Below are 21,129 nucleotides of genomic sequence, written 5' to 3'. Positions count from 1 at the left end.
CGTTGCAAAATGCCTAAATCGCAGCACAAACGACACGTTCTCGTGCTCGGCGCCAGCGGCAAGATCGGCCGAATGCTGCACCGTTGGTGGCAGGCCAACCCGCCGACGGTTATTGCACCCCTTTGGCAATACAGGGAAAATCCAGAACAGGGTGGCGTGATCTGGTGGCCGGGTAGCACGGCGCCGCAGGAGCTACCGGCAATTTCCGCCGTGGTGGCGTTGTGGGGGGTGACGCCCGGTGAAGGCCGTGATCTGGCGAAAAACAGCCCACTGGCACGCGCCGCCATCGACCTTGCCACGACGCTCGGAGCCGACCGCGTTCTGCATTGTTCGACCGCGGCGGTCTACACTCCCGCATCCGGAGCGCTGAAGGAAAGCGACGCAGGCGTCGCGCCAAACCCTTACGGCGCGGCCAAACTGGACATGGAAAACACCATTGTCGAACACAATCGGCACCGCCCCGGCGCTCCGGCCAACACGGTTCTCAGGATCGGCAACGTCAGCGGTGCCGACAGCCTGTTCGCCGCCATGACATCGACCCCCAACCGGGTCACGCTCGACCGGTTCGCCACCGGTCACGGGCCGATGCGCAGCTATATCTCTCCGGTCTCATTGGCCCGGGTGATCGAGGCTCTGGTCACCTGCCCGCTCGATCAGCTTCCTGCCGTTCTCAACGTCGCAACACCGAACCCGGTCGCGATGGAGGCCATCGCCCGCGCCTGCGGTCGGGATGTCACCTGGAAACCAGCCCCGGACAGCGCCGCACCCATGGTCTGGCTCGACACCACCGAACTTGACCGTATCATCCATCTCGAGGATGAAACGCCGGAACAGATCGCCACCTATTGGACCATGTTGAAAGATCCCGAATGACCCCGCAGAAACGCCTGTTCGACCTGGTCCTGGCTCTGGTGCTGATCCTGTTGTTGTCGCCGGTCATCGTGATCATCGCGTTGCTGATCTTGATCCGGGACGGTCGCCCGGTCTTCTACGTCTCGGAACGGATGAAAGCCGTGGGGCAGCCCTTCATGCTGTGGAAATTCCGCACCATGCGCACGGTGGCGCGGGACAGTGGCGTCTCGGGCGGCGACAAGACCGACCGGATCACCGCCAATGGCCGGTTCCTGCGCCGTACCCGGCTCGATGAACTGCCCCAACTCTTGAACATCCTGCGCGGCGACATCAGCTTTGTCGGTCCGCGCCCGCCATTGCGACGTTATGTCGAGGACTTCCCAGACCTCTATGGCCCCGTCCTGCAATCGCGCCCCGGCGTCACCGGACTGGCCACGCTGATCTATCACCGCACCGAAGAACGCCTTCTGGCCGCGTGCAGCACCGCGGAAGAGACCGAAGCGGTCTATCGCAACCGCTGTGTTCCGGCCAAGGCCAGGCTCGACATGATCTATGCCCGAAACCAAAGCGTCTGTTTCGATGCCGTGCTGATGCTGGCCACGGTGTTCCGCCGCCTGCCGCTGCGCCGACGTAACAACTGACATCCGGGCGCGTTGCATTCGTTGATTTTTTCGTTGCCCGGACGCGCGAACTTGAGGCTTCGACCGTAACCGCCGCGGATCAGTTGCGCGGGAACTGGATCACGGTTTGCGTCTGACCCAACACGGGATCAACCGGTTCACGAAGCGCGGCGATCAACAACTCCGGAACTTTGGCCGCAACCTTGCCAGCGGCCCCGTGGTAATAACACAGCTCGCAGTCTACGGCCTCGTGAATGCCGCGTGTCGACGCCCGCTCGAGCCCCATCCAGGCAACCACCGGAATATCGCTCAGACTGGGATCGACGACGATCCAGTCATGCGGCTGCAGGATGAGTTCAAGCCTGGCCAAATCCGGCAGCGGCAGGCGCAAAAGCGCGCCGCGACGCTTGAGCGCCCGTTGCGCCGCGTTGAAACATCTGGCGTCGACCTTCGAGGGCCATGCAGAGTACACGGGGATTTCTTTGTGCCGGGTGTACATGGGGACACTATGGTCCAAACTGACGCAGTCAGGCAAGTCGGCGTTGAAATCCGTCTATCTCAAGGGAGTTGGAACCACCAATACGGCCCGCGTCCCGGGGCCTCTCAACATCCGACTGATTGCAGCGCCGCTTCAGGTGTCGTCGGCCAGTTCCGCCTCACCATCCCACCCGGCGGCGCGGGCCTGTGCCACGGCAGCGTTGTGGATTTCATCGAACCGCTCGCGCAGGTCCGGCGGCAGGTTGCTGACGAGGAACCCATGTTTTTCCCACTCGGCATTCACCTTGCGCCACAGGTCTTCGATCCCCGCAGCCAGCCAGCCTTCGCAGGTCTCGGTCTCGGGGATAAACCCAAATACCCAGGCATCGCGTATGATCTTGCCGGTATCGGTCATGCCCCCTTTGAGGTCATTCTGGATACCTACATAACGTCTTGTGTCCGACATGGCCTAACTCGTGAGGGATGCGAAAAGTGTAGGAAGCTTTTCGGGCAAACGGTCGACATGGTCAACGATCGTATAGTTGTTTTCGCCGAAAATCCGCTTCACGTAATTGTCCGCATTGGGATCAAGCGTCAGGCAATAGGTGTAGACGCCCCTGGCCCAAAGCTCTTCCACCGCCTTTTTCGTGTCATGGCGCAGGTGCTGCGGATCGCGCTCGTCGATGTCCGCCGGTTCACCGTCGGTGACCAGGATGACCAGCTTTCGCCGTTCGGGTTGTTTCAACAGACCCGCCCCGGCATGACGCAGTGCCGCGCCCATCCGGGTGGAGAGCCCACCTTCCATACCGTCGAGCCGCGCCTTGGCTTCGTCATCAAACCGCTGGTTGAAATCCTTGAAACGCCAGTAATGCACATCATGACGCCCATCCGAGGCAAAGCCGTGGATCGCAAACGGGTCGCCAATGCCATTAATGGCCGTCCCCACCAGCGCCGCCGCCTCCCGGGTCAGCTCCAGAACGGTTTTCTCGGATCCGTCCATCGTGTCATTGGTGCTTTCCGAAAGATCGAGCAGCACGGTCACGGCCAGGTCCCGTGAATTGATCACGTTGCGCATCGTGATACGCGGGCTGGGTTGCTCGCCCATGCGGATCGCCACCATGGCATCCACCGCAGCGTTCAGGTCGATCTCGTCACCATCTTCCATGCCGCGCTGCCGCGTCACGCCCGCCGGGGTCAGAAGGTCGATGATCTGCCGGATGCGATAGGCAATCGACTTGTTCTCGGCCAGGATATCTTCCACCACGTCCGGATCACCCATCTTGGGGCGGCGCTCATAGACGGTCGCCCAATCCGGACGGAACAGCTGAACCTGATAGTCCCACTCCTGATAGTGATAAGGTGCCGAAATCGGCTCCTTGCCCCACATATCGTTGAAGGATTCGGTCGCTTCGCCCGCATCTTCGTAGGGCATGAAATTGTCCGAGCAGACCCAGATTTCCTGGGCATCATCCCCAGCCAGTTCCGCATCGACCTCGTGCGCCATTTCCAGAACGCTGACATGTTTGCGCACCTGGCGCTGGCTGGCTGGAATGTATTCTGCCCCGTGGCTGTCCCAGTCGAACTCCTCGAATTCCCAGACAAAGCGGTTGTCATCGCGATAGGGAACGCGGATCGAGTTGAGAATGCGCAAACTCGGCACGTCACGGCGGGACCCGAAGACATGAAACAGCTCCATCCCGAGGTCCCAGGAAAACTGATTGTCCGTGGCGCGGTCAGCGATCTCGGCATGGAACCGGTTGGCCAGCGTATCCAGTCCCTCGTCGCCGGTTTCGACCGTCGGATCATTCAGCCGATGGGCAAAGCGTTCCACCGCCTCGACTGTTTCGTGTTCCAGCGATTGGTCATAGCGCAAGGCGAGGAACCGGCCCCAAAGCTTTCCCAACCCCGGAAAGTCCTTTGCCGCACAGTATTCCACCCGCGCGTCCTCGATCACGCCGATAAAGAACATATGTGCCGGGCTTAGCTGTTCGGCCGAAATCGGAGCGGTGGTGTATTGCATATGCGCGGCCTGGTGGGCGCACATGGCACGATAGAGCTCCAGCCCTTCAATTCCGCCAATCGGATCCACCGCATCGGGCAAGTGCAGCACGTAATGTTCGAGATAGGGTTTGAACCCTTCGTAATCTGCCGCCGTCGGTCGCAGGAAGAAATCCCGCCCCCAGAGGGCACGAAGATAGAAATTCAACTTGCGCTGGGTGTCGATGAACAGGGTGCCACGGCGTTCCTTTTGCAGCACCTTCTTGCTGTCTGCACTTTCCAGCGCGAAATACTTCACAAGGTTCTGGAAGTCGCGGCGATAGGCCTCGGCTCCGAAATTCGCCCAGCGGCGCAGGCCGGAGAGGGTGAGTTTCGACAGAAGCTCGTCGATATTCGTGAGCATTGGGCGCAAACCGCGCGCGGCCTTGGCGGACAGTTGGTGGATCAACCCCAGATAGCCGCGTAGAAGTTCCGGATCACCCAACCGTCGCGAGGCAGTCGGCAGCGAGCTGAAAAGAAGGGCGATGACTTCGCCACTGGTCATCGACGACAGTTTCATCGCGGCACCAACACAGTCGCGGATCACGTCCTCGCCGCATTCCTTCACCACGGGCGGCATGTTTTCCAGGAAGCTCAGAACCACGTCGTAGCCACGGCCCAGGTTGCACAGCCCCTTGGCCCCTTCCATGTAATCGGACAGACCCGCAGGCGACATCACCCGGGCAGCATCGTGGAAAGTGGCCTCGAGCGTGTCGAACACCTCTTCCGGCGCCTTGGCGAAACAGTCGCGATAGTCCTCGATATTGACGCTCATCCCGGTCTCTCCGCATGCGCCGCCGCAGGGCAGCGCCCTTCGCGCCCGCGTGGGCGCACTTCCTCCTTCAGACGAAGAACGTCTCGACGGCTGCCTGCAGGGTCTGGCGCATGTCCGGATCGTCGGTCAGCGGCGTGACCAGGGTCATCTGGCAGGCAGCCAGCGGGTCAACCCCCTCGGCAATCATCTGGCCAGCATAGACCATCAGGCGGGTCGAAATCCCTTCATCAAGACCGTGACCCTTAAGGTTCCGGGTGCGCTGTGCCACCTGGACCAGCTTCATCGCGGTTTCGGCATCCACACCGGTTTCGCGGGCAACGATCTCGGATTCCATCTCGGCCTCGGGATAGTCGAAATCCAGTGCGCCAAAGCGCTGCTTGGTCGACTGTTTGAGGTCCTTCATCAATGACTGGTAGCCGGGATTGTAGGAGATCACGAGCTGGAAATCGGGATGCGCGTCAACGATTTCCCCTTTCTTGTCCAGGGGAAGCTGGCGGCGGTGGTCGGTGATCGGGTGGATCACCACGGTGGTGTCCTGGCGCGCCTCGACGATCTCGTCGAGGTAACAGATCGCGCCGATCCGCGCGGCGGTGGTCAGCGGTCCATCCTGCCACTTGGTACCGTCCTTATCCAGAAGGAAGCGGCCAACCAGATCACTGGCGGTCATGTCCTCGTTACAGGCGACGGTGATGAGCGGACGGCCGAGTTTCCAGGCCATGTATTCGACGAACCGGGATTTGCCACAGCCGGTCGGGCCTTTGAGCATGACAGGCATCCGGCGCGCATAGGCCGCTTCATAAAGCGCCTCTTCGTTGCCCGTAACCTTGTAGAAGGGTTCGTCCTTGATGCGGAACTGGTTGGCATCATGCTTGGTCATCGCTGATCACCTCGGATCTGTTTTTCATCTTTCCGGAAATACTCCGGGGGATGCGGGGGGCAGCGCCCCCCGCGTCGGTCGGGCCACGCGAAGCGGCCCGAAACCTGGCTCACACGGCCTTGCCGCGATACACGATCATCTCGGTGCCTTTCGACTGGGCGTAGTTGTCGAACCCAATCAGCTTCACGTGGTTCTTCGGGTGCGCCTTGTGGCAGGCTTCCGCCTCGTTCAGGATCCGGTCAACATCGGTTTCCCCGAACATCGGCAGTTTCCACATGTACCAGAAATTCGACGTGGCGTTCTCCGGTTCGCTGTGCTCGATGGCAGGGTTCCAGCCTTTCGAGACGATGTATTGCACCTGTTCGCGGATCTGCTTGTCGTTCATCTCGGGCAGATACGAGAAGGTTTCGAATTTGCGGCTCGAAGTGTCGCTCAAGCTCGATTTGTAGTCTTGCACGTCGCTCATGACGGTGCTCCTTGCATTTGATGTCTGATCCGGCCCCGGATCGTGCCCGGGGCCACGGGGTTTTCAGAGAAATCAGCGGTGCTGCACGTCGAGCTTGTCGACGGTGTCGAACTCGAACTTGATCTCTTTCCAGGTTTCCATCGCCATGCTGAGTTCCGGCGAATGCTTGGCGGCGTTGACAAGGATGTCCTTGCCTTCCTTCTCCAGCTCGCGGCCTTGGTTGCGGGCTTCGACACAGGCCTCGACCGCCACACGGTTGGCCGCGGCACCGGCCGCGTTGCCCCAAGGGTGGCCCAATGTGCCACCACCGAACTGCAGACACGAATCGTCGCCAAAGATGTTTACCAGCGCCGGCATGTGCCAGACGTGGATGCCACCGGAAGCTACAGGCATGACGCCCGGCATCGCGCCCCAGTCCTGGTCGAACATGATCCCACGGGTGCGATCTTCCTTGATGTAGCTGTCGCGCATCAGGTCGATCCAGCCCAGCGTTGCCTCGCGGTCGCCTTCCAGTTTGCCGACAACGGTGCCCGAGTGCAGGTGGTCACCACCCGACAGGCGCAGCATCTTGGTCAGTACACGGAAGTGGATACCGTGGTTCGGGTTGCGGTCCAGAACGGCGTGCATTGCACGGTGAATGTGCAGCAGCATGCCATTGTCACGACACCAGTTGGCCAGGCCCGTGTTGGCGGTGAAGCCGCCGGTCAGGTAATCGTGCATGATGATCGGCGCGCCGATTTCCTTGGCGTATTCGGCCCGCTTGTACATCTCTTCCGGGGTCGGCGCCGTCACGTTCAGATAGTGGCCCTTGCGCTCACCTGTTTCTGCCTCAGCCTTGTTGATGGCTTCCATGACAAAGTCGAAACGTTGACGCCAGCGCATAAAGGGCTGCGAGTTTACGTTCTCGTCATCCTTGGTGAAGTCGAGACCACCGCGCAGACCTTCATAGCAAGCCCGGCCATAGTTCTTGGCCGACAGGCCCAGCTTGGGCTTGATGGTACAACCCAACAGCGGGCGACCGTACTTGTTCAGGATGTCGCGTTCGACCTGGATGCCGTTGGGCGGGCCGCCACAGGTCATCACATAGGCGTGCGGCACGCGGATGTCTTCCAGACGCAGGGCCCGAACAGCCTTGAAGCCGAACACGTTACCAACGAGCGAGGTCAGGATGTTCACCACCGAACCTTCTTCGAACAGGTCGATCGGGTAAGCGATGAAGGCATAGAAGCTGTCGTCGCTGCCCGGAACGTCTTCGATCGCGTAGGCGCGACCCTTGTAGTAGTCCAGATCGGTCAGCAGGTCGGTCCAAACGGTCGTCCAGGTGCCGGTCGAGCTTTCGGCGGCGACGGCGGCTGCAGCTTCTTCGCGTGGCACGCCTTCTTGGGGGATAACCTTGAAGCAAGCAAGGAAATCAGTGTCTTTCGGGGTATAATCGGGCATCCAATAGGTTTCCCGGTATTCCTTCACCCCAGCGCTATATGTCTTGGCCATTTTCGTATTGCTCCTCACAGATACGGTTTCGCAAAGTCCCGACCCGGGGCCTTTTCGACCGGGTTGGGCGCTCCTCCACCATTTGGGGTAATTGACCTCGACGATATAGAACACTAAATTGTTTTTATGATCATGATAGATATTCCTTTATGTGTGACGGGGTGTCGCGGATGATACCGCCAACATTGCAGCAAATGCGCCTGTTTGCCGCGGTTGCTCGGCACAAAAGCTTCACCCGCGCCGCCCACGAGGTCAATTTGACGCAGCCGTCGGTTTCGATGCAGGTCAAGTCTCTGGAAGAGAAAATCGGCCTTCCCCTGACCGAACAGGTGGGCAAGACACTGCACCTGACCGGTGCCGGAGAAGAGGTTTATGCTGCATGCCTCGATGTGCTCGAACGCCTGGGCGAGATGGAAACCGCCATTGACGATCTCAAGGGCGAGGTAGCCGGACCGCTGAACGTCACCGTGGTCAGCTCGGCCAAATACTTCCTGCCACATCTTCTGGGCAGTTTCGTGCGCCGCTATCCCAAGGTCGAACCGCGGTTGCAGATCACCAACCGGGCCGAGCTTCTCGACCGGCTCAGCCGCAACGCCGATGACTTCTACGTCATGGGGCTGGCACCGGAAGAGTTCGCGGTGCTGCGCGAACCCTTTCTGGAAAACGTCATCGTCCCCGTGGCCCGCCCGGACCACCCGCTGGCCGGAAAGACCGGCATCACGCTCGCCGAACTGGCCGAGGTGCCCGCGATTGGCCGTGAAAGCGGATCGGGCACACGGGGCGCGGTGGAACGGCTGTTCTCCGAACACGGCATCGAACATCGCTATCACTTCCTGCTGGACGACGCCGAGGCGATCAAGCAGGGGGTGATCGGCGGGCTTGGGATTGCCTTCCTGTCGCTTCACGCCCTCAGGCTCGAACTTGACCGCGGCACCCTGGTGGTGCTTGACGTCCAAGGCTTCCCGCTGCGCCGCCGCTGGTACGCGGTCCACCGGCAAGGCAAGCGGCTGTCCAAGGCTGCAACCGTCTTCCTCAACTACCTGCTGGAAGAGGGCGAGGAGGAGGTGGCGCATCTGCTGACCATCCCGGACGAAACACCAGCAGCAGACGACCGTCAGCCCACCTAGGCCCGCCCGAAACACGCGTATTTAAACCTTGCAACGCAGGTCTCGCTCCCTAGACTTGCGCGACCCCGCTTGAGGGGCAATCGAACGGGCAGAAAGCAGGGTTGTCATGGCGCGCTCCTATCGCAGGGATATCGACGGGCTGCGTGCCATCGCTATTCTGGGCGTGGTCATCGACCATGCCGGGTTCACCTTCCTTGGTGGCGGCTTTGCCGGGGTCGATGTGTTCTTCGTCATTTCCGGCTACCTGATCGGCGGTCACATCTTCGAGGATCTTGCCGCTGGTAAGTTCACGTTCAAGCGGTTCTATGCCCGCCGGTTCCGGCGCATCTATCCCGCGCTTGTCGCCGTTCTGCTGGTGACACTGATCGCCGGCTGGTTCGTCATGCTGCCCTATGATTACCGCTACATGGGCGGCGCGGCGTTCACGGCGCTTCTGTCGCTGTCGAACGTGTGGTTCCTGCAGACCATCGACTACTTCCGCCCCGAAGCGGCGCATGATCCGCTTGTCCACACCTGGAGCCTGGGCGTTGAAGAGCAGTTCTATCTGATCGTGCCGTTGCTGCTCGTGATGCTGTGGCGCTGGCGGCGCGGGATCACTGGACCGTTTCTTGTCGCCCTCATCTCGCTCAGCCTGGGCATCGCCATCTTCACCAGCGGCGAATACCGGATGGAGGCGTTCTATCTGCTGCACACACGGGCGTGGGAGCTGTTCGGCGGGGTTCTGGTGGCATGGCTGGCCTTTCGCGGGTGGAACGTGCCGCGTCCACTTCGAACCCCGCTCAGCCTGCTCGGTCTGGTGCTGATCCTCGCCGGGTTGATCCTTATGCCGCATCACACACCCTGGCCCGGGGTCTGGACTCTTCCGACCGTGGTTGGAACCGCGCTGATCCTGCTGGCCGGGCGCGACGGGCTGCCGGTGTCGCGGCTGCTTGCGATACCGCCAATGCGGTTCATCGGGTTGATCAGCTATTCGCTGTACCTGTGGCACCAGCCGGTGTTCAGCCTGCTGGCCCAGGGCGGTCATTGGCCGGACACCCTCGCCGGCATTCTGCTGGTCCTTGCGGCCCTGATCGGGATTGCCGCACTCAGCTGGCGCTTTGTCGAACAGCCGTTTCGCCGCGGCGCGCAGCTTGCCCGCCCGCGCAAGCTGGTCCTGGCCGGGGTCATGACGGCCATCATCGCCGTCGCCCTTGGCGGACATATCTCCCGCGGCTATCCGGACCGTATTCCGGCGCAGGTGGCCGCGGTCATCGCCTATGACCAGAGCATCGCCCCCAGCTATCGCCGCTGCATCTACACCCGCGAAGAGGTGCCGGCGCTGGACCTTGACACCAGTTGCACCTTCGGCGTCGGCGCCCCACCCTCGGTCGTGATCTGGGGCGACAGCCACGCCGCGCGGATTTCCGAACCCCTGGGCAACGCGCTTGGCGAACACGGCCTTGGCCTGCGCCAGTTGACGCTTTCCAGCTGCCAACCGGCGGCAGGGCTGATCAACACCGGTCAGACCCGTGCCGCGCAATGTCCCGCGTTCAACGACATGGTGCTGAACTACCTTAATGCCCATCCCGAGATCACCGATGTAGTGATGTTCGCCACCTGGAACAGCTTCATCTTCGCCACCAGCGGCCCCGACATGCTGGGCCAGGACCGCGAAGACGACTTCTATTCCGTTCCCCTCGGACAGCCCGAACCGGCCACACGCGACGCCCGGCTTGCTGCGTTCACCGACGCACTGGCCAACACGCTGAAGGCGCTGGGCGATCAACGCAACATCACACTCGTGATGGCCCTGCCGCGCCCCGATATCTCGATCCCGCGCCATTTCGCAAAGTCGCTCTGGCGTGGCACAGCGGTGCCCGACGGGGCTGGCTTTGACCGCGCATATGCCGAAATTCTGGCCACCCAGGCCCGTGCGGTATTCGCAGACGCAATTGAACAAAGCGGCCTGCCATCTGGCCGGATCCACCTAATCGACCCCTACGATGCGCTATGTGATGATCAAAGCTGCGCGCTCATTCGCGACGGCGTCTTACTCTATTCGGACGGCAATCATCCGACCTTGGAAGGCGTGGCCGAAATCCTGCCCGCGATCGTTTCCGCGGTCGTGGACTAAGTCGCAATCCTGTGTAACCGATTTGCCGATAGGTCGATCCCCAAGCCTAGGAGGACACCGGAAGCTCCTCGCGTGACAGCACAATCATCGCGTATTGCTTCTGCTCCAACCCGCCCTCCAGTTTCTGCAGCTCGAACTTCTCCAGGATCTTGCGGCCGCGAAACAGAACGCTCAGCGTGTTCAGCAGCTTTGCCAGCCGCTCGGACCTGCGGGCCATCGGTGCGGAATCCACCATCGTGTAGCAATGCGCATAACCCTCGTCCTGCAACAGCTTCATCGGTTCGGTGGTGCCATCCTTGATCTCCTGCGGGAGAACTTCGAGCACGACAACCGGGCTGCTGGCGTTCAGCGTTTCGCGCGCGCCTTCCAGAACGTCCAATTCGTGGCCTTCCACGTCGATCTTCATGAAGGCGACCTGTGATTTCTCATCCTCCGACAAGACATCATCCAGCCGCTTGAGGTGGAACTCGGTGGTAAACTCGCCTTCGCGGTCGATGCTGATCGAGGCTGCTCCGACGCTTGCGGAATTGTAGCTCGCAATTGCCGTGCCCTCGGCCGAGGACAGGCCATAATTCCGGGGTTCGATGTTGTCGAACAGCATCGCATTGGCTTCCAGCAGCTTGAGGGCGCGCAGGTTTGGTTCGAACGCGATTGTCCGGTCGAAGAACGGAGCAAAAAACGCACTGTGGTTACCGACATTCGCGCCGATATCGAGGCAGAGTTTGCGACTCGTCAGCCTGGGAAAGACGTGGTTTTCAAGGCATTCCAGCAAGGCCAGTTCGTAAAACCCGTCACAGACCATGTGGCGGCCGATCAGATCATAGTTGAACAGGGCAAGCGGTGGGCGATGCCCGCGCATTTCCTTATGCACGCTTTTCAGGGTTTCCTTGGCGAGGAATCTTTGTACTTCACCCAATTGTCTGCCTCCTTTCGGGAGAACGTTGTCCTTCTCGGCCGACGTTTTCCGGGGCACACAATGACACTCCGGGTCCCGTGACCAGCCTGCACCATGTATTCAATCTTTTGGCCCTGCCGCAATACCGCTCGCATGCTCTAATCAGTCGCGGTTGAGACCGAACATGCCGGACAGCCCTCCGACCGAGGCAAAGGCGCGATCCAGCGCGCGGCCCAACAGGACGGCCCCGGCGGGGGTCAGGTGCTCGCTATCCTGGGACAGAAGATAGCCGTCCTGGTCGATCTGCGGGCACATGCCGCCCGCATCGCACAGTAATCCGATTGGGTCGATGAACTGAACCTCGCCGATCTCGCCCAGGGCGCTGTTGATCGTCAGGTAGTGGTTGTCGCTTTGGGCGCGAAAAGCGGACCGCTCTGGCACCGACAATCGCAGGAAATCCCGCATCGGGACTTCCCCGAAGTTCTTCTGGCCGACCAGGTAGATCGGGGCCTGCGTCTTTTGGCGCAGGCTTTCGACGGTTTTTCCGACATAAGGCACGTGCCACGCTTCCCAGCGGGACGACAGCAGCAGGACGTCGGCGCCAGAGATCGCCTCCAACATTTCGGCGCTTTGGTACCGGTCGGCCCGCGGGCAATGGCCGGACTGCAAGATATCCTGCAATTCGGCGTCGTCAGCGGGTGACAGAAAAAACGGGGCGCAATCATAGGGGATGTACCAGTGTGACATGTCCAGACGCGCCAGCACATTTGCCTCGTTTAGGACATTCAGAAAGTCGCGGGCGTAGCTGTCACCAATCACGACAACCTTTGGCGCTGTCCCGGCCTCATCAAATCTCCGGCGCAGATAGGGTGGCCCGATGTCGCGCTGATAGGCGTTCGCATCACTTCGGGTAACGGCAAGAAGACGGCGGTCGATGTCACTATACGGCGCCAGCGGAAGTGACGAGAAAAAGCCAAGCATCGCAACGGCAACCAGCGCCGCCAGAGACGCAAAGAACCCGGTCTTGCGTTTGAAAATCGCGACAAAGGCAGACGCGTCACGGCGGCGGAACGGCTGTTCGACAAACCACCAGCTTGCCCATGACAGGGCAAGAACCAGTGCAACCGCCGGCAAGGCGATCCACCCGTTTTTCGGATCAAACCCAAGCACGCGGAAAAAGACGAATACCGGCTGATGCCAAAGATAGGCACTGAAACTGATCAGGCCGACGCCGCGAAGAGGCGCAAACTGCAACACCTGGGCAACGCGCCCATCTGCCCTGGCATAAATTAGAACCAGCGCGGTGCCGCCAGTGGGCAACAGGGTGTAAACCGACGGAAACGGCGTGACCTCGGTGTAGAGAAAAAAGCTTGCAATGACGGCGATTAATCCCGCCCCGGCCAAGGCATCCACTGCCGGAACCCCGCGCCTGACGAGAAGAGCAGAGAGTGAACCGAGCAGGATTTCCCAGAACCTCGAGGGCGAGAAAAAGTAGTTTGCCCGCGGCTCGTTGCGCCAGCCCCACTCGCTGACCGCGAATGACGCTGCAATCAGCAGTACTGTCATCAGCCAGAGGCCGCGCCGGCCAAACCACCGAAACGACAGGTAGGCAATCAGTGGAAAGAGCAAATAGAACTGCTCTTCGATGGCCAGACTCCAGGTGTGCAGCAATGGCAGAAAGTGTGACGACGGCGCAAAATAATCCGTCAGATCCAGGAAAAAGGCGTTCGACAGGAAGAAGATCGAGAAGAACAGGCTGCCCGAGAAGTCCTTGATTTCCGACGGCGACAGAAGCGCCCAGGCAAACGGCGTCGTGACGGTCAGAACCAGGAACAATGCTGGCAAAATCCGCCGGGCGCGGCGTAGGTAGAATGCCTTGAAACTGAACCGGTCGCGTTCCAGATCGCGCAGGATGATCCCGGTGATCAGGAACCCGGAGATGACAAAGAAGACATCAACTCCAGCGTAACCACCAGGCAGCACGCCGAGTCCGGTATGGGCAATGATCACGGCCAGCACGGCAATCGCGCGCAAACCGTCAATCTCATGTCTGTACACCATTCGTGACGCCTGATCTTCCTCAACAGAACTTGGCAACTCAATGCCGCCGGTTCATTCGCATTCAACGACCGCCCGGCAACGTCGGGCGAACCCATGCGGATCACCTACCTTTTGTTTAGCCGTGATGCCATGTGTGACGTCAACCACAACCTTTGTCACGACCGCGTAACGGCAAGTCCCTAGCGCGGCAGTTCTGACAGAGCCTGTTCGATCCGTCCGATCAGGTCGAAAGCCCGTCCGACATAGGCCGATCCTTCGTGCGACAGGTGGCCCTTGTCGCGATAGAGCAAAACGCCGTCCTTCGACGCACGGCATCGTCCTTCCGTGCAGAACAGCTCTTCCAGCATGATCACCGCATAATCGTCTCTCAATCGGTTCAGAAAAGACCGTGTTGCGCGATAGTGCGGCTCCACGTCTTCCAGATCGAAATCGCAACGCGCCAGGGGGGCACCGAATGATACCGCACTCGCCAGGCACAGCCCGAGATTCTTGCCGGTAGTGGGCGGCGGTGATACGAACGCCACCTGCTTGCCCAAAGATTCCAGATCCCGGATCGTGGCCGTCAACGCCGAGAACACGGTTTCCTCGGTTGAACCCCCACCATGTGCGCCGTCATACCGGCGCGCGCCATCACGCAACATGTGCAGCGGTGACGCCAACACCACGATGCGGATCGACGGAGTCCGGGCAATATACGCGATTACTTCTTGTTTGAATTTACGGCACCTTTCCACATGCTCTGCGGAATAGCGCGGCGCAGTCTTGGTGATGCCCAGCACCGGCGCACATTGCGACAAGGTATGCTGGATCAGCTTAACATTTGGCCGGCTGGAGCGCAGCGCATCGACCAGATGCATCGCGTAGCTGTCACCCCAAACCACGATTTCCGGCGCGTCTGACGTCCTGCAGTCGTCTGCCAACGTGAACGTCCCGTCGCAAACCCGGCCAAACCCCCTGTTGGGTCTGATTTTTTCATCAACTCCAAGCGCGGCAAAAGAAACTCCGACCGGCGCACGGCGCTCCGGAAGCCCGTCTGCCATGCCCCAAAGCCCGATGCCAAGAAAACCCAAAATGCCAATACCGCTGAACAGGAAGACCCCGCTCCGCGAAATCGCCCTTGGTCCGGAACGCCTTCGAAACGGCGTCTCAACCCAGCGCCAGGTCGCATAGGCCAGAACAAGCGTGAGCAGCGAAAGGCCAGCCGTCGTTGCGGCCCCCATCTCGCCGAACAGACGTAGCCGGGCAAAGGCCAACAAAGGCTGGTGCCAAAGATACGCGCTGTAACTGATCAGCCCGATCCCGACCAACGGACGGAGCGAAAGAAACGCAGCGGTTTTCGTGCCCTCGATGCCGAACAGAATGATAAGTGCTGTCCCGGCAACCGGAACCAGCGTGTACACTGAAGGGAAAGGTGTTTGCGCGTCAAACCCCAGCACCGAGCCGAGTATCAGTCCCAAACCGATCGCGGCCAGGATACCGTTGCCAAGCGGGGCACCGCGCCGATGCAATATAAAGGCGCATAGTGATCCGACCAGGAGTTCCCAGAAGCGCGAAAACGAGAAAAAGAAGTTCTCGTCGGGTTTGTTGCGCCAGCCCCATTCACTCACCGCCAGAGACGCAAGCAAGCACAAGGTGAGGATGCCAACCTGAACCTCCCAGCGTTGCCGGCGCATCGCGATCAGCAGCAAGGGAAATAGCAGGTAGTACTGTTCTTCGAACGACAGCGACCACATGTGCAGCAACGGGGTCAGTTCAGCGTCAGTTGCGAAGTAATCGGTCCATTCAAGAAAATGGATGTTCGCGATGAAAATCGACGTGGCCCCAAGCGAGCGGGAGAAGTCCTTGAAATATGTCGGCAGCATCCAGAAATAGGCGACCATCCAAACCGCCGCCAGCACGACAAACAGCGTTGGCAGAATGCGCCGTGCCCGCCGTTCGTAAAACGCGATGATCGATTGCCGACCTTCGGCAATCTCGCCCAGCAGGATCAACGTGATAAGATACCCGCTGATCACGAAAAACACGTCGACCCCGACATAACCGCCGGTGAGAAAAGGAAAGTGGGCGTGGAACGCAATGACGGGCAAAATCGCGACCGCGCGAAGCCCATCGATTTCCGAGCGATACTTCATGGTGAATCAACAAAAAAATCTATGTCACAACCCCCCAAAGGCCGTTCTCCAAAGCTATCGCCTCGAACCCGTCGCGACAACCCGAACCTCGATGGAAGACCTGCGACAATTGTAGCGACGGACAAAGGAAACCCGCATCACGCAGGCTTTGCTTTTAACGCGCCAGAACCAGGATGCGCCGCGCGATATCCGTACTGAACCCGCGCATTTTAACAAATTCTTCGAACCCGGTCGTCGGCAGTTCCCTGCCGCGCCACAACTTGTCGACTTCTACCGCAATCTTCTCAGGGGTGTCGGCCACGTGGCACAGACCGATATCCGCAAGATACTGGTAATCCGTCGCCAAAAAGGCGGGGATCGCACCGGACACGATCTGCCGCTGATGCAGAATCGGCTCATATGGGTTGTGCCCGACCCCGCCAAACAGCGTGTGCCCCATGAACGCCGCAAAACAGATTTCCAACCAGACCCCGAACTCGCCATAACTGTCGGCCAAAAAGATGGTATCGGTTGCTCCGGGCATCCCCTCATGTGATCGGCGTGGTAGATCGTGCCCAAGCCCTTTTGCAACCGCATGAATTGCAGCGGCTTCTTCTTTCCAACGCGGGGCAAGCAGAAGCTTCAAGCCGGGGATTTTCGCCGCCGCAATGTCATGGGCGCGGATCAACGTCTCGATCTCGTTTTCTGCCACCGACGCGCCAAAGAACACCGGGCTGTCGCCCCAGACCGCGCGGATGTCTTTCAAAACATCCGGTTTCACCTGCAGCTGGTCCGCGTCCAGTTTGAGGTTCGGCGCATAGATCACGTCGCAATCCTCGCGCGTCCATTTCTTCGCTTCGGCTTCGCCACCAGCCGAAAACACATGCAACAGGTCAAGATGCGCCATCACCCAGCGTCCCAGCGCGGGAAGCTTGCCGATCGAGCGGCCCAGCCGCCCGTTGAACTGACCATTGACCAGCGTCATCGGCACGTTGCGGCGGCGCAGGATATCGATCGTGTTGGGCCACAATTCGCTTTCGCCGAAAACCGCAAGGGACGGGCGCCAATGCTTGACGAAACGTACCACTGCGCGGCGACCATCATGCGGCGTCAACAACAATAACACCTGCGCGCGCTCGGCGAATTTGCGAAAGATCCCCTGCGCCGCAACTGTCCGTGTGGTCACCAGGAACACGAGATCGGGATCCAACTCGTGAAGTTTCTCCATCAGCGCCAAGTTGGCGGCCGAATCCCCGGGTCCGATGGATTGCAGCCACACGACCCGGCCGTCTGGGCGGGCGGGCAGCACCCCGGCGATACGTTCGCGGGCTCGCTCGGCGCTTTCTTCGCTTGGGTGGGTTTTGGCCCGCCGCTTGACCAGGGAAACGATCAACCACTCCGGCAGGGCCCAGGTCAGCAGAAAATAGACCCGCAAAAGCAACCGTTCGCGAAACCGCATTGCCTTCCAGCGAGCTTTCACCACCCGGTTGATGTTTTCTTTGCGCTGACCAGCCATGCTCCTGACCACAGGTCGTCTTTGGACTATGCCAAGTTTTCCGCCAATTCCGAGTGGTTTGCAATCGCGCCCGAAAGAATTACGGTAAACGCATCTATGCATTCACATGTTTTTGCGGAATTATGTGCACACCGGTTCTTCGTAACAATCGGTCGCACGTAAAAGGAAACTCATCCCTATGGCAGGAAAAACCATTGCCCTGATTCCCGCCCGTCTGGAAAGCTCCCGCCTGCCCAACAAACCGCTCAAAAAGATTTGCGGTCTGCCGATGATCGTCCACGTGGCCGCGCGCGCCATGCTGTCATCAAAAGTCGATCAGGTCGTGGTTTGCACCGACTCGATCGAAATCCTGATGGTCTGTGACTCCTACGGCATTGATGTTTGCATGACCCGCTCCAGCCACCAGAACGGCACCGAACGCATCGCCGAAGCCGCCGAGACCCTGGGCCTGACCGACGAAGACGTCATCGTAGATGTTCAGGGCGACGAACCTTTCGTGCTGCCGCAGTATATCGAACAGGTGGCCGCCTTTACCCGCGCCCATTCCTTCGGCTGCGTCGTCCCGCACCAGTTCATGGAACAGATGGGCAATCTCAACCGGGTCAAGGTCGTCAGTTACCGGGACCGGATCATTTATTTCTCGCGCGCCGACGTGCCGTGCTACTTTGGCCAGATTCAGCAGCCACTGAAAAAACACCTGTCGATCATCGGCTTCCGCCTTTCCGCGCTCAGAACATTCGCCGCCAACGCGCCCACCCCGCTGGAAGAGGCCGAGCGAATCGAATTGATGCGCCTGATCGAATTGGGCGAACCCGTTGGCACATTCCTGCAAGAGGGCACATCCCTGTCCGTCGACACGCCGGAAGACTATGAACTGGCTTGCCGGATCATGGAGCGCGACGCTCTCTTCAAGGACACGATCGAGCGAAAGGTGTTGCCATGAAACCGATCAAACATGTCTCCTTCGATCTCGACGGCACGCTAATCAATTCCTTCGCGACCATGAAAATTGCGTGGGAGGCCGCAACAGACGAGCTCAACATCAATTGTGGCTTCGAAGAATACCGCCGCTACGTCGGCCTCCCCTTCCCAAAAATCCTACAGATGCTCGGGCTTTCGAACTCGTTGATCGAGCTTAATGAACTCTATTTCGCCGGGACCCGGCGCCTGTATGATCAGATCCCGGTGATAGACGGCGCCAATGAACTGATTGATCAATGTCGGGCTCAAGGGCTTGGCACATCGATCATCACCTCGAAACCGCGCAAAAACTCGGAGATGATCCTGGAAAAGTTCGGGTTCGCTGTCGACAAGCTGATCTGTGGCGACGACCTGACCAAGGGCAAGCCCGATCCGATGGCCGGGATACTGTTGTGTGAAGAGTTCTCTGTGGATCCGGAGCAGGTGCTCTATGTTGGAGATGCGATCTTTGACTTTCAATTCGCGTTGAACGCCGGCATGCAGTTTGTCATGTTCGCAGACCATGGCGAAAACCGTCTGCCCGGCAACATGCTCAATCCCGTTGAAACTGTGGATGAGTTGAAACAGATCAGCCGTTACTTGTAATCCGTAGCCCTGGGCGCCGGTAAGGCAGCCTGAAGACCTCCTCTTTCTGTCTGCGCGGGTTTTCGGTTTGATTCCCGTTCGGGTTTTTGCCCTGTCGGGCACACAGGTTTTGCGCCAGTCTGCACGAATGGCCTAAAACATTGAATTTTTGGGATTAACTTGGTTGCGGGGGTAGGATTTGAACCTACGACCTTCAGGTTATGAGCCTGACGAGCTACCGGGCTGCTCCACCCCGCGCCAAGTCTGCACGTGTTACTCCAACCCGTCGGGAGCCGCAAGGGCCGCTTAGAGAAAACTTCGATTATTCGACAGAGATTTTTGCTTGTGTTCGACAATCACTGAAACGGACAGAACAGACGGCAACCAAGGGACGTCAATCACGCGGCAAACCAGGTTGAATGGGGAATAATCAGCTCGCGAGAGTCCCAGATAAACAATTCCAGGGAGAATGAATTCCCGATATCCAAGTTAAAGTAGCTCCCTGCAACGGGGTTCGGGCTCATTTTCCCGCTTGCACCCGCCCGTCGCGGTTAGATTTCTGACAAAGTGAACTGCAAACACAAAAAAAACGCGCTCGAAAGCGCGTCTTTTTGATCATGTCATCGTTAGAGAGACATCAATCAGAGGCATTATTAGGTTTGGCAATGACCTACTCTCCCACGCCTTAAGACGCAGTACCATCGGCGCTACAGTGCTTAACTGCCGGGTTCGGGATGGGACCGGGTGTTTCACTTGCGCTATGATCACCAAACCAAAAAATACCTCTGAAATCCAAGTCGCGTACGCTGTTTAAGTGTATGCTTTTGTCCGTAAGAGCTAAACCTAGCTTTTACTGGATCAAATCAAGCCTATCGGACGATTAGTACCAGTCAACTGAACGCATTGCTGCGCTTACATCTCTGGCCTATTGACGAGGTGGTCTACCTCGGTCCTCAGGGATACCTTGTTTTGAGGGGGGCTTCCCGCTTAGATGCCTTCAGCGGTTATCCTGTCCGATCATAGCTACCCAGCACTGCTCCTGGCGGAACAACTGGTACACCAGTGGATCGTTCACCCCGGTCCTCTCGTACTAGGGGCAACTCCTCTCAAGTATCCTACACCCACGGCAGATAGGGACCGAACTGTCTCACGACGTTCTAAACCCAGCTCACGTACCTCTTTAAACGGCGAACAGCCGTACCCTTGGGACCTGCTCCAGCCCCAGGATGAGATGAGCCGACATCGAGGTGCCAAACACTGCCGTCGATATGGACTCTTGGGCAGTATCAGCCTGTTATCCCCGGCGTACCTTTTATCCGTTGAGCGATGGCCCTTCCACTCGGGACCACCGGATCACTATGGCCGTCTTTCGACTCTGCTCGACTTGTCAGTCTCGCAGTCAGGCTGGCTTCTGCCATTGCACTCAACGAGCGATTTCCGACCGCTCTGAGCCAACCTTCGCGCGCCTCCGTTACGCTTTAGGAGGCGACCGCCCCAGTCAAACTACCCGCCACACAGGGTCCCGGATCCGGATAACGGACCGCGGTTAGACATCAAGCAGAGCAAGGGTGGTATCTCAAGGGTGGCTCCACAATAACTAGCGTTACTGCTTCAAAGCCCACCACCTATCCTGCACATGCTCGGCCTAATGCCAATGTGAAGCTGTAGTAAAGGTGCACGGGGTCTTTCCGTCTAACCGCGGGAAGCCTGCATCTTGACAGGCAATTCAATTTCGCTGAGTCTATGTTGGAGACAGCGGGGAAGTCGTTACGCCATTCGTGCAGGTCGGAACTTACCCGACAAGGAATTTCGCTACCTTAGGACCGTTATAGTTACGGCCGCCGTTTACCTGGGCTTCAATTCAGAGCTCTCACCCCTCCTTTTAACCTTCAGGCACCGGGCAGGCGTCAGACCCTATACGTCGTCTTGCGACTTCGCAGAGCCCTGTGTTTTTAGTAAACAGTCGCCACCCCCTGGTTTGTGCCCCCAGCCCCTAGTTGCCTAGGAACCGGGCCTCCTTCTCGCGAACTTACGGAGGTATTTTGCCGAGTTCCTTCAACATAGTTCTCTCAAGCGCCTTGGTATACTCTACCTATCCACCTGTGTCGGTTTAGGGTACGGTCTGATAGTGGGGCTATTTCCAGGAACCGCTCAGCAGCCCTTCCA

At 59.2% G+C, this 21,129-nt stretch carries 16 protein-coding genes, 1 tRNA gene and 2 rRNA genes (1 of these 19 running past the window's edge); 6 read left to right on the top strand and 13 right to left on the bottom strand.

From position 1 onward, the window contains the following. Window positions 1-9: 9 nt before the first annotated feature. Window positions 10-873, top strand: a complete 864-nt coding sequence (locus RXV86_RS18760; protein ID WP_316301921.1) for an NAD-dependent epimerase/dehydratase family protein — start codon at window positions 10-12, stop codon at window positions 871-873. Beyond that, window positions 870-1,493, top strand: coding sequence for a sugar transferase (locus RXV86_RS18755; protein WP_316301920.1), 624 nt, complete (start codon window positions 870-872; stop codon window positions 1,491-1,493). The genes RXV86_RS18760 and RXV86_RS18755 overlap by 4 nt, the downstream gene beginning before the upstream one ends. 79 nt (window positions 1,494-1,572) lie before the next feature. On the opposite strand, the gene RXV86_RS18750 is transcribed toward RXV86_RS18755, so the two are convergent. The 6 genes from RXV86_RS18750 to RXV86_RS18725 form a co-directional block, all read right to left on the bottom strand. Continuing rightward, a complete protein-coding gene (locus RXV86_RS18750; protein WP_316301919.1) occupies window positions 1,573-1,944 on the bottom strand; it encodes a hypothetical protein in 372 nt (123 codons plus the stop codon). A gap of 159 nt (window positions 1,945-2,103) precedes the next feature. After that, entirely contained in the window at window positions 2,104-2,415 is a 312-nt protein-coding gene (locus RXV86_RS18745) for a hypothetical protein (RefSeq protein ID WP_316301917.1), read from the bottom strand. Between the two features lie 3 nt (window positions 2,416-2,418). Continuing rightward, the gene (locus RXV86_RS18740; RefSeq protein ID WP_316301916.1) at window positions 2,419-4,761 is read right to left on the bottom strand and encodes a VWA domain-containing protein; all 2,343 of its coding nucleotides are present in this window, start codon (window positions 4,759-4,761) and stop codon (window positions 2,419-2,421) included. Between the two features lie 67 nt (window positions 4,762-4,828). After that, a complete protein-coding gene (locus tag RXV86_RS18735; RefSeq protein ID WP_316301914.1) occupies window positions 4,829-5,638 on the bottom strand; it encodes a CbbQ/NirQ/NorQ/GpvN family protein in 810 nt (269 codons plus the stop codon). 109 nt (window positions 5,639-5,747) lie between these two features. After that, on the bottom strand, window positions 5,748-6,104 hold the full coding sequence (locus tag RXV86_RS18730; protein WP_316301912.1) for a ribulose bisphosphate carboxylase small subunit: 357 nt from the start codon (window positions 6,102-6,104) through the stop codon (window positions 5,748-5,750). A 72-nt stretch (window positions 6,105-6,176) separates the two neighbouring features. After that, the gene (locus RXV86_RS18725) at window positions 6,177-7,595 is read right to left on the bottom strand and encodes a form I ribulose bisphosphate carboxylase large subunit (protein WP_316301910.1); all 1,419 of its coding nucleotides are present in this window, start codon (window positions 7,593-7,595) and stop codon (window positions 6,177-6,179) included. Between the two features lie 170 nt (window positions 7,596-7,765). On the opposite strand from RXV86_RS18725, the gene RXV86_RS18720 reads away from it, so the two are divergent. Both RXV86_RS18720 and RXV86_RS18715 read left to right on the top strand, forming a co-directional pair. Then, window positions 7,766-8,722: a LysR family transcriptional regulator gene (locus tag RXV86_RS18720; RefSeq protein WP_316301908.1), complete on the top strand. Its 957-nt coding sequence runs from the start codon at window positions 7,766-7,768 to the stop codon at window positions 8,720-8,722. 106 nt (window positions 8,723-8,828) lie between these two features. Next, the gene (locus tag RXV86_RS18715; RefSeq protein WP_316301907.1) at window positions 8,829-10,835 is read left to right on the top strand and encodes an acyltransferase family protein; all 2,007 of its coding nucleotides are present in this window, start codon (window positions 8,829-8,831) and stop codon (window positions 10,833-10,835) included. Between the two features lie 46 nt (window positions 10,836-10,881). On the opposite strand, the gene RXV86_RS18710 is transcribed toward RXV86_RS18715, so the two are convergent. From RXV86_RS18710 to RXV86_RS18695, 4 genes are all read right to left on the bottom strand, one after another. Continuing rightward, complete coding sequence (locus tag RXV86_RS18710) at window positions 10,882-11,751, bottom strand: FkbM family methyltransferase (protein ID WP_316301905.1); 870 nt, start codon at window positions 11,749-11,751, stop codon at window positions 10,882-10,884. Between the two features lie 141 nt (window positions 11,752-11,892). Next, window positions 11,893-13,791: an acyltransferase family protein gene (locus tag RXV86_RS18705; RefSeq protein ID WP_316301904.1), complete on the bottom strand. Its 1,899-nt coding sequence runs from the start codon at window positions 13,789-13,791 to the stop codon at window positions 11,893-11,895. 179 nt (window positions 13,792-13,970) lie between these two features. Continuing rightward, a complete protein-coding gene (locus RXV86_RS18700) occupies window positions 13,971-15,923 on the bottom strand; it encodes an acyltransferase family protein (protein WP_316301902.1) in 1,953 nt (650 codons plus the stop codon). Between the two features lie 154 nt (window positions 15,924-16,077). Then, window positions 16,078-17,418 (bottom strand): glycosyltransferase N-terminal domain-containing protein, encoded by a 1,341-nt coding sequence (locus tag RXV86_RS18695; RefSeq protein WP_316301899.1) that lies wholly within the window; start codon window positions 17,416-17,418, stop codon window positions 16,078-16,080. 178 nt (window positions 17,419-17,596) lie between these two features. Between RXV86_RS18695 and kdsB the strand changes: the two genes are divergently transcribed. Both kdsB and RXV86_RS18685 read left to right on the top strand, forming a co-directional pair. Next, window positions 17,597-18,361, top strand: a complete 765-nt coding sequence (gene kdsB, locus RXV86_RS18690; RefSeq protein ID WP_316301897.1) for a 3-deoxy-manno-octulosonate cytidylyltransferase — start codon at window positions 17,597-17,599, stop codon at window positions 18,359-18,361. Continuing rightward, complete coding sequence (locus RXV86_RS18685) at window positions 18,358-18,984, top strand: HAD family hydrolase (protein WP_316301896.1); 627 nt, start codon at window positions 18,358-18,360, stop codon at window positions 18,982-18,984. The genes kdsB and RXV86_RS18685 overlap by 4 nt, the downstream gene beginning before the upstream one ends. A 160-nt stretch (window positions 18,985-19,144) precedes the next feature. On the opposite strand, the gene RXV86_RS18680 is transcribed toward RXV86_RS18685, so the two are convergent. From RXV86_RS18680 to RXV86_RS18670, 3 genes are all read right to left on the bottom strand, one after another. Then, window positions 19,145-19,221 (bottom strand) — tRNA-Met (locus RXV86_RS18680). A 399-nt stretch (window positions 19,222-19,620) separates the two neighbouring features. Then, window positions 19,621-19,735: ribosomal RNA gene (gene rrf / locus RXV86_RS18675) — 5S ribosomal RNA — on the bottom strand. Window positions 19,736-19,822: 87 nt separating this feature from the next. After that, window positions 19,823-21,129, bottom strand: a 23S ribosomal RNA gene (locus tag RXV86_RS18670) (it continues 2,117 nt past the right edge of the window).

Origin of the sequence: Aliisedimentitalea sp. MJ-SS2 (assembly GCF_032586155.1) — a bacterium.
Taxonomy (GTDB): domain Bacteria; phylum Pseudomonadota; class Alphaproteobacteria; order Rhodobacterales; family Rhodobacteraceae; genus JAWHTC01.
This window is presented reverse-complemented; position numbering and strand designations above follow the sequence as displayed.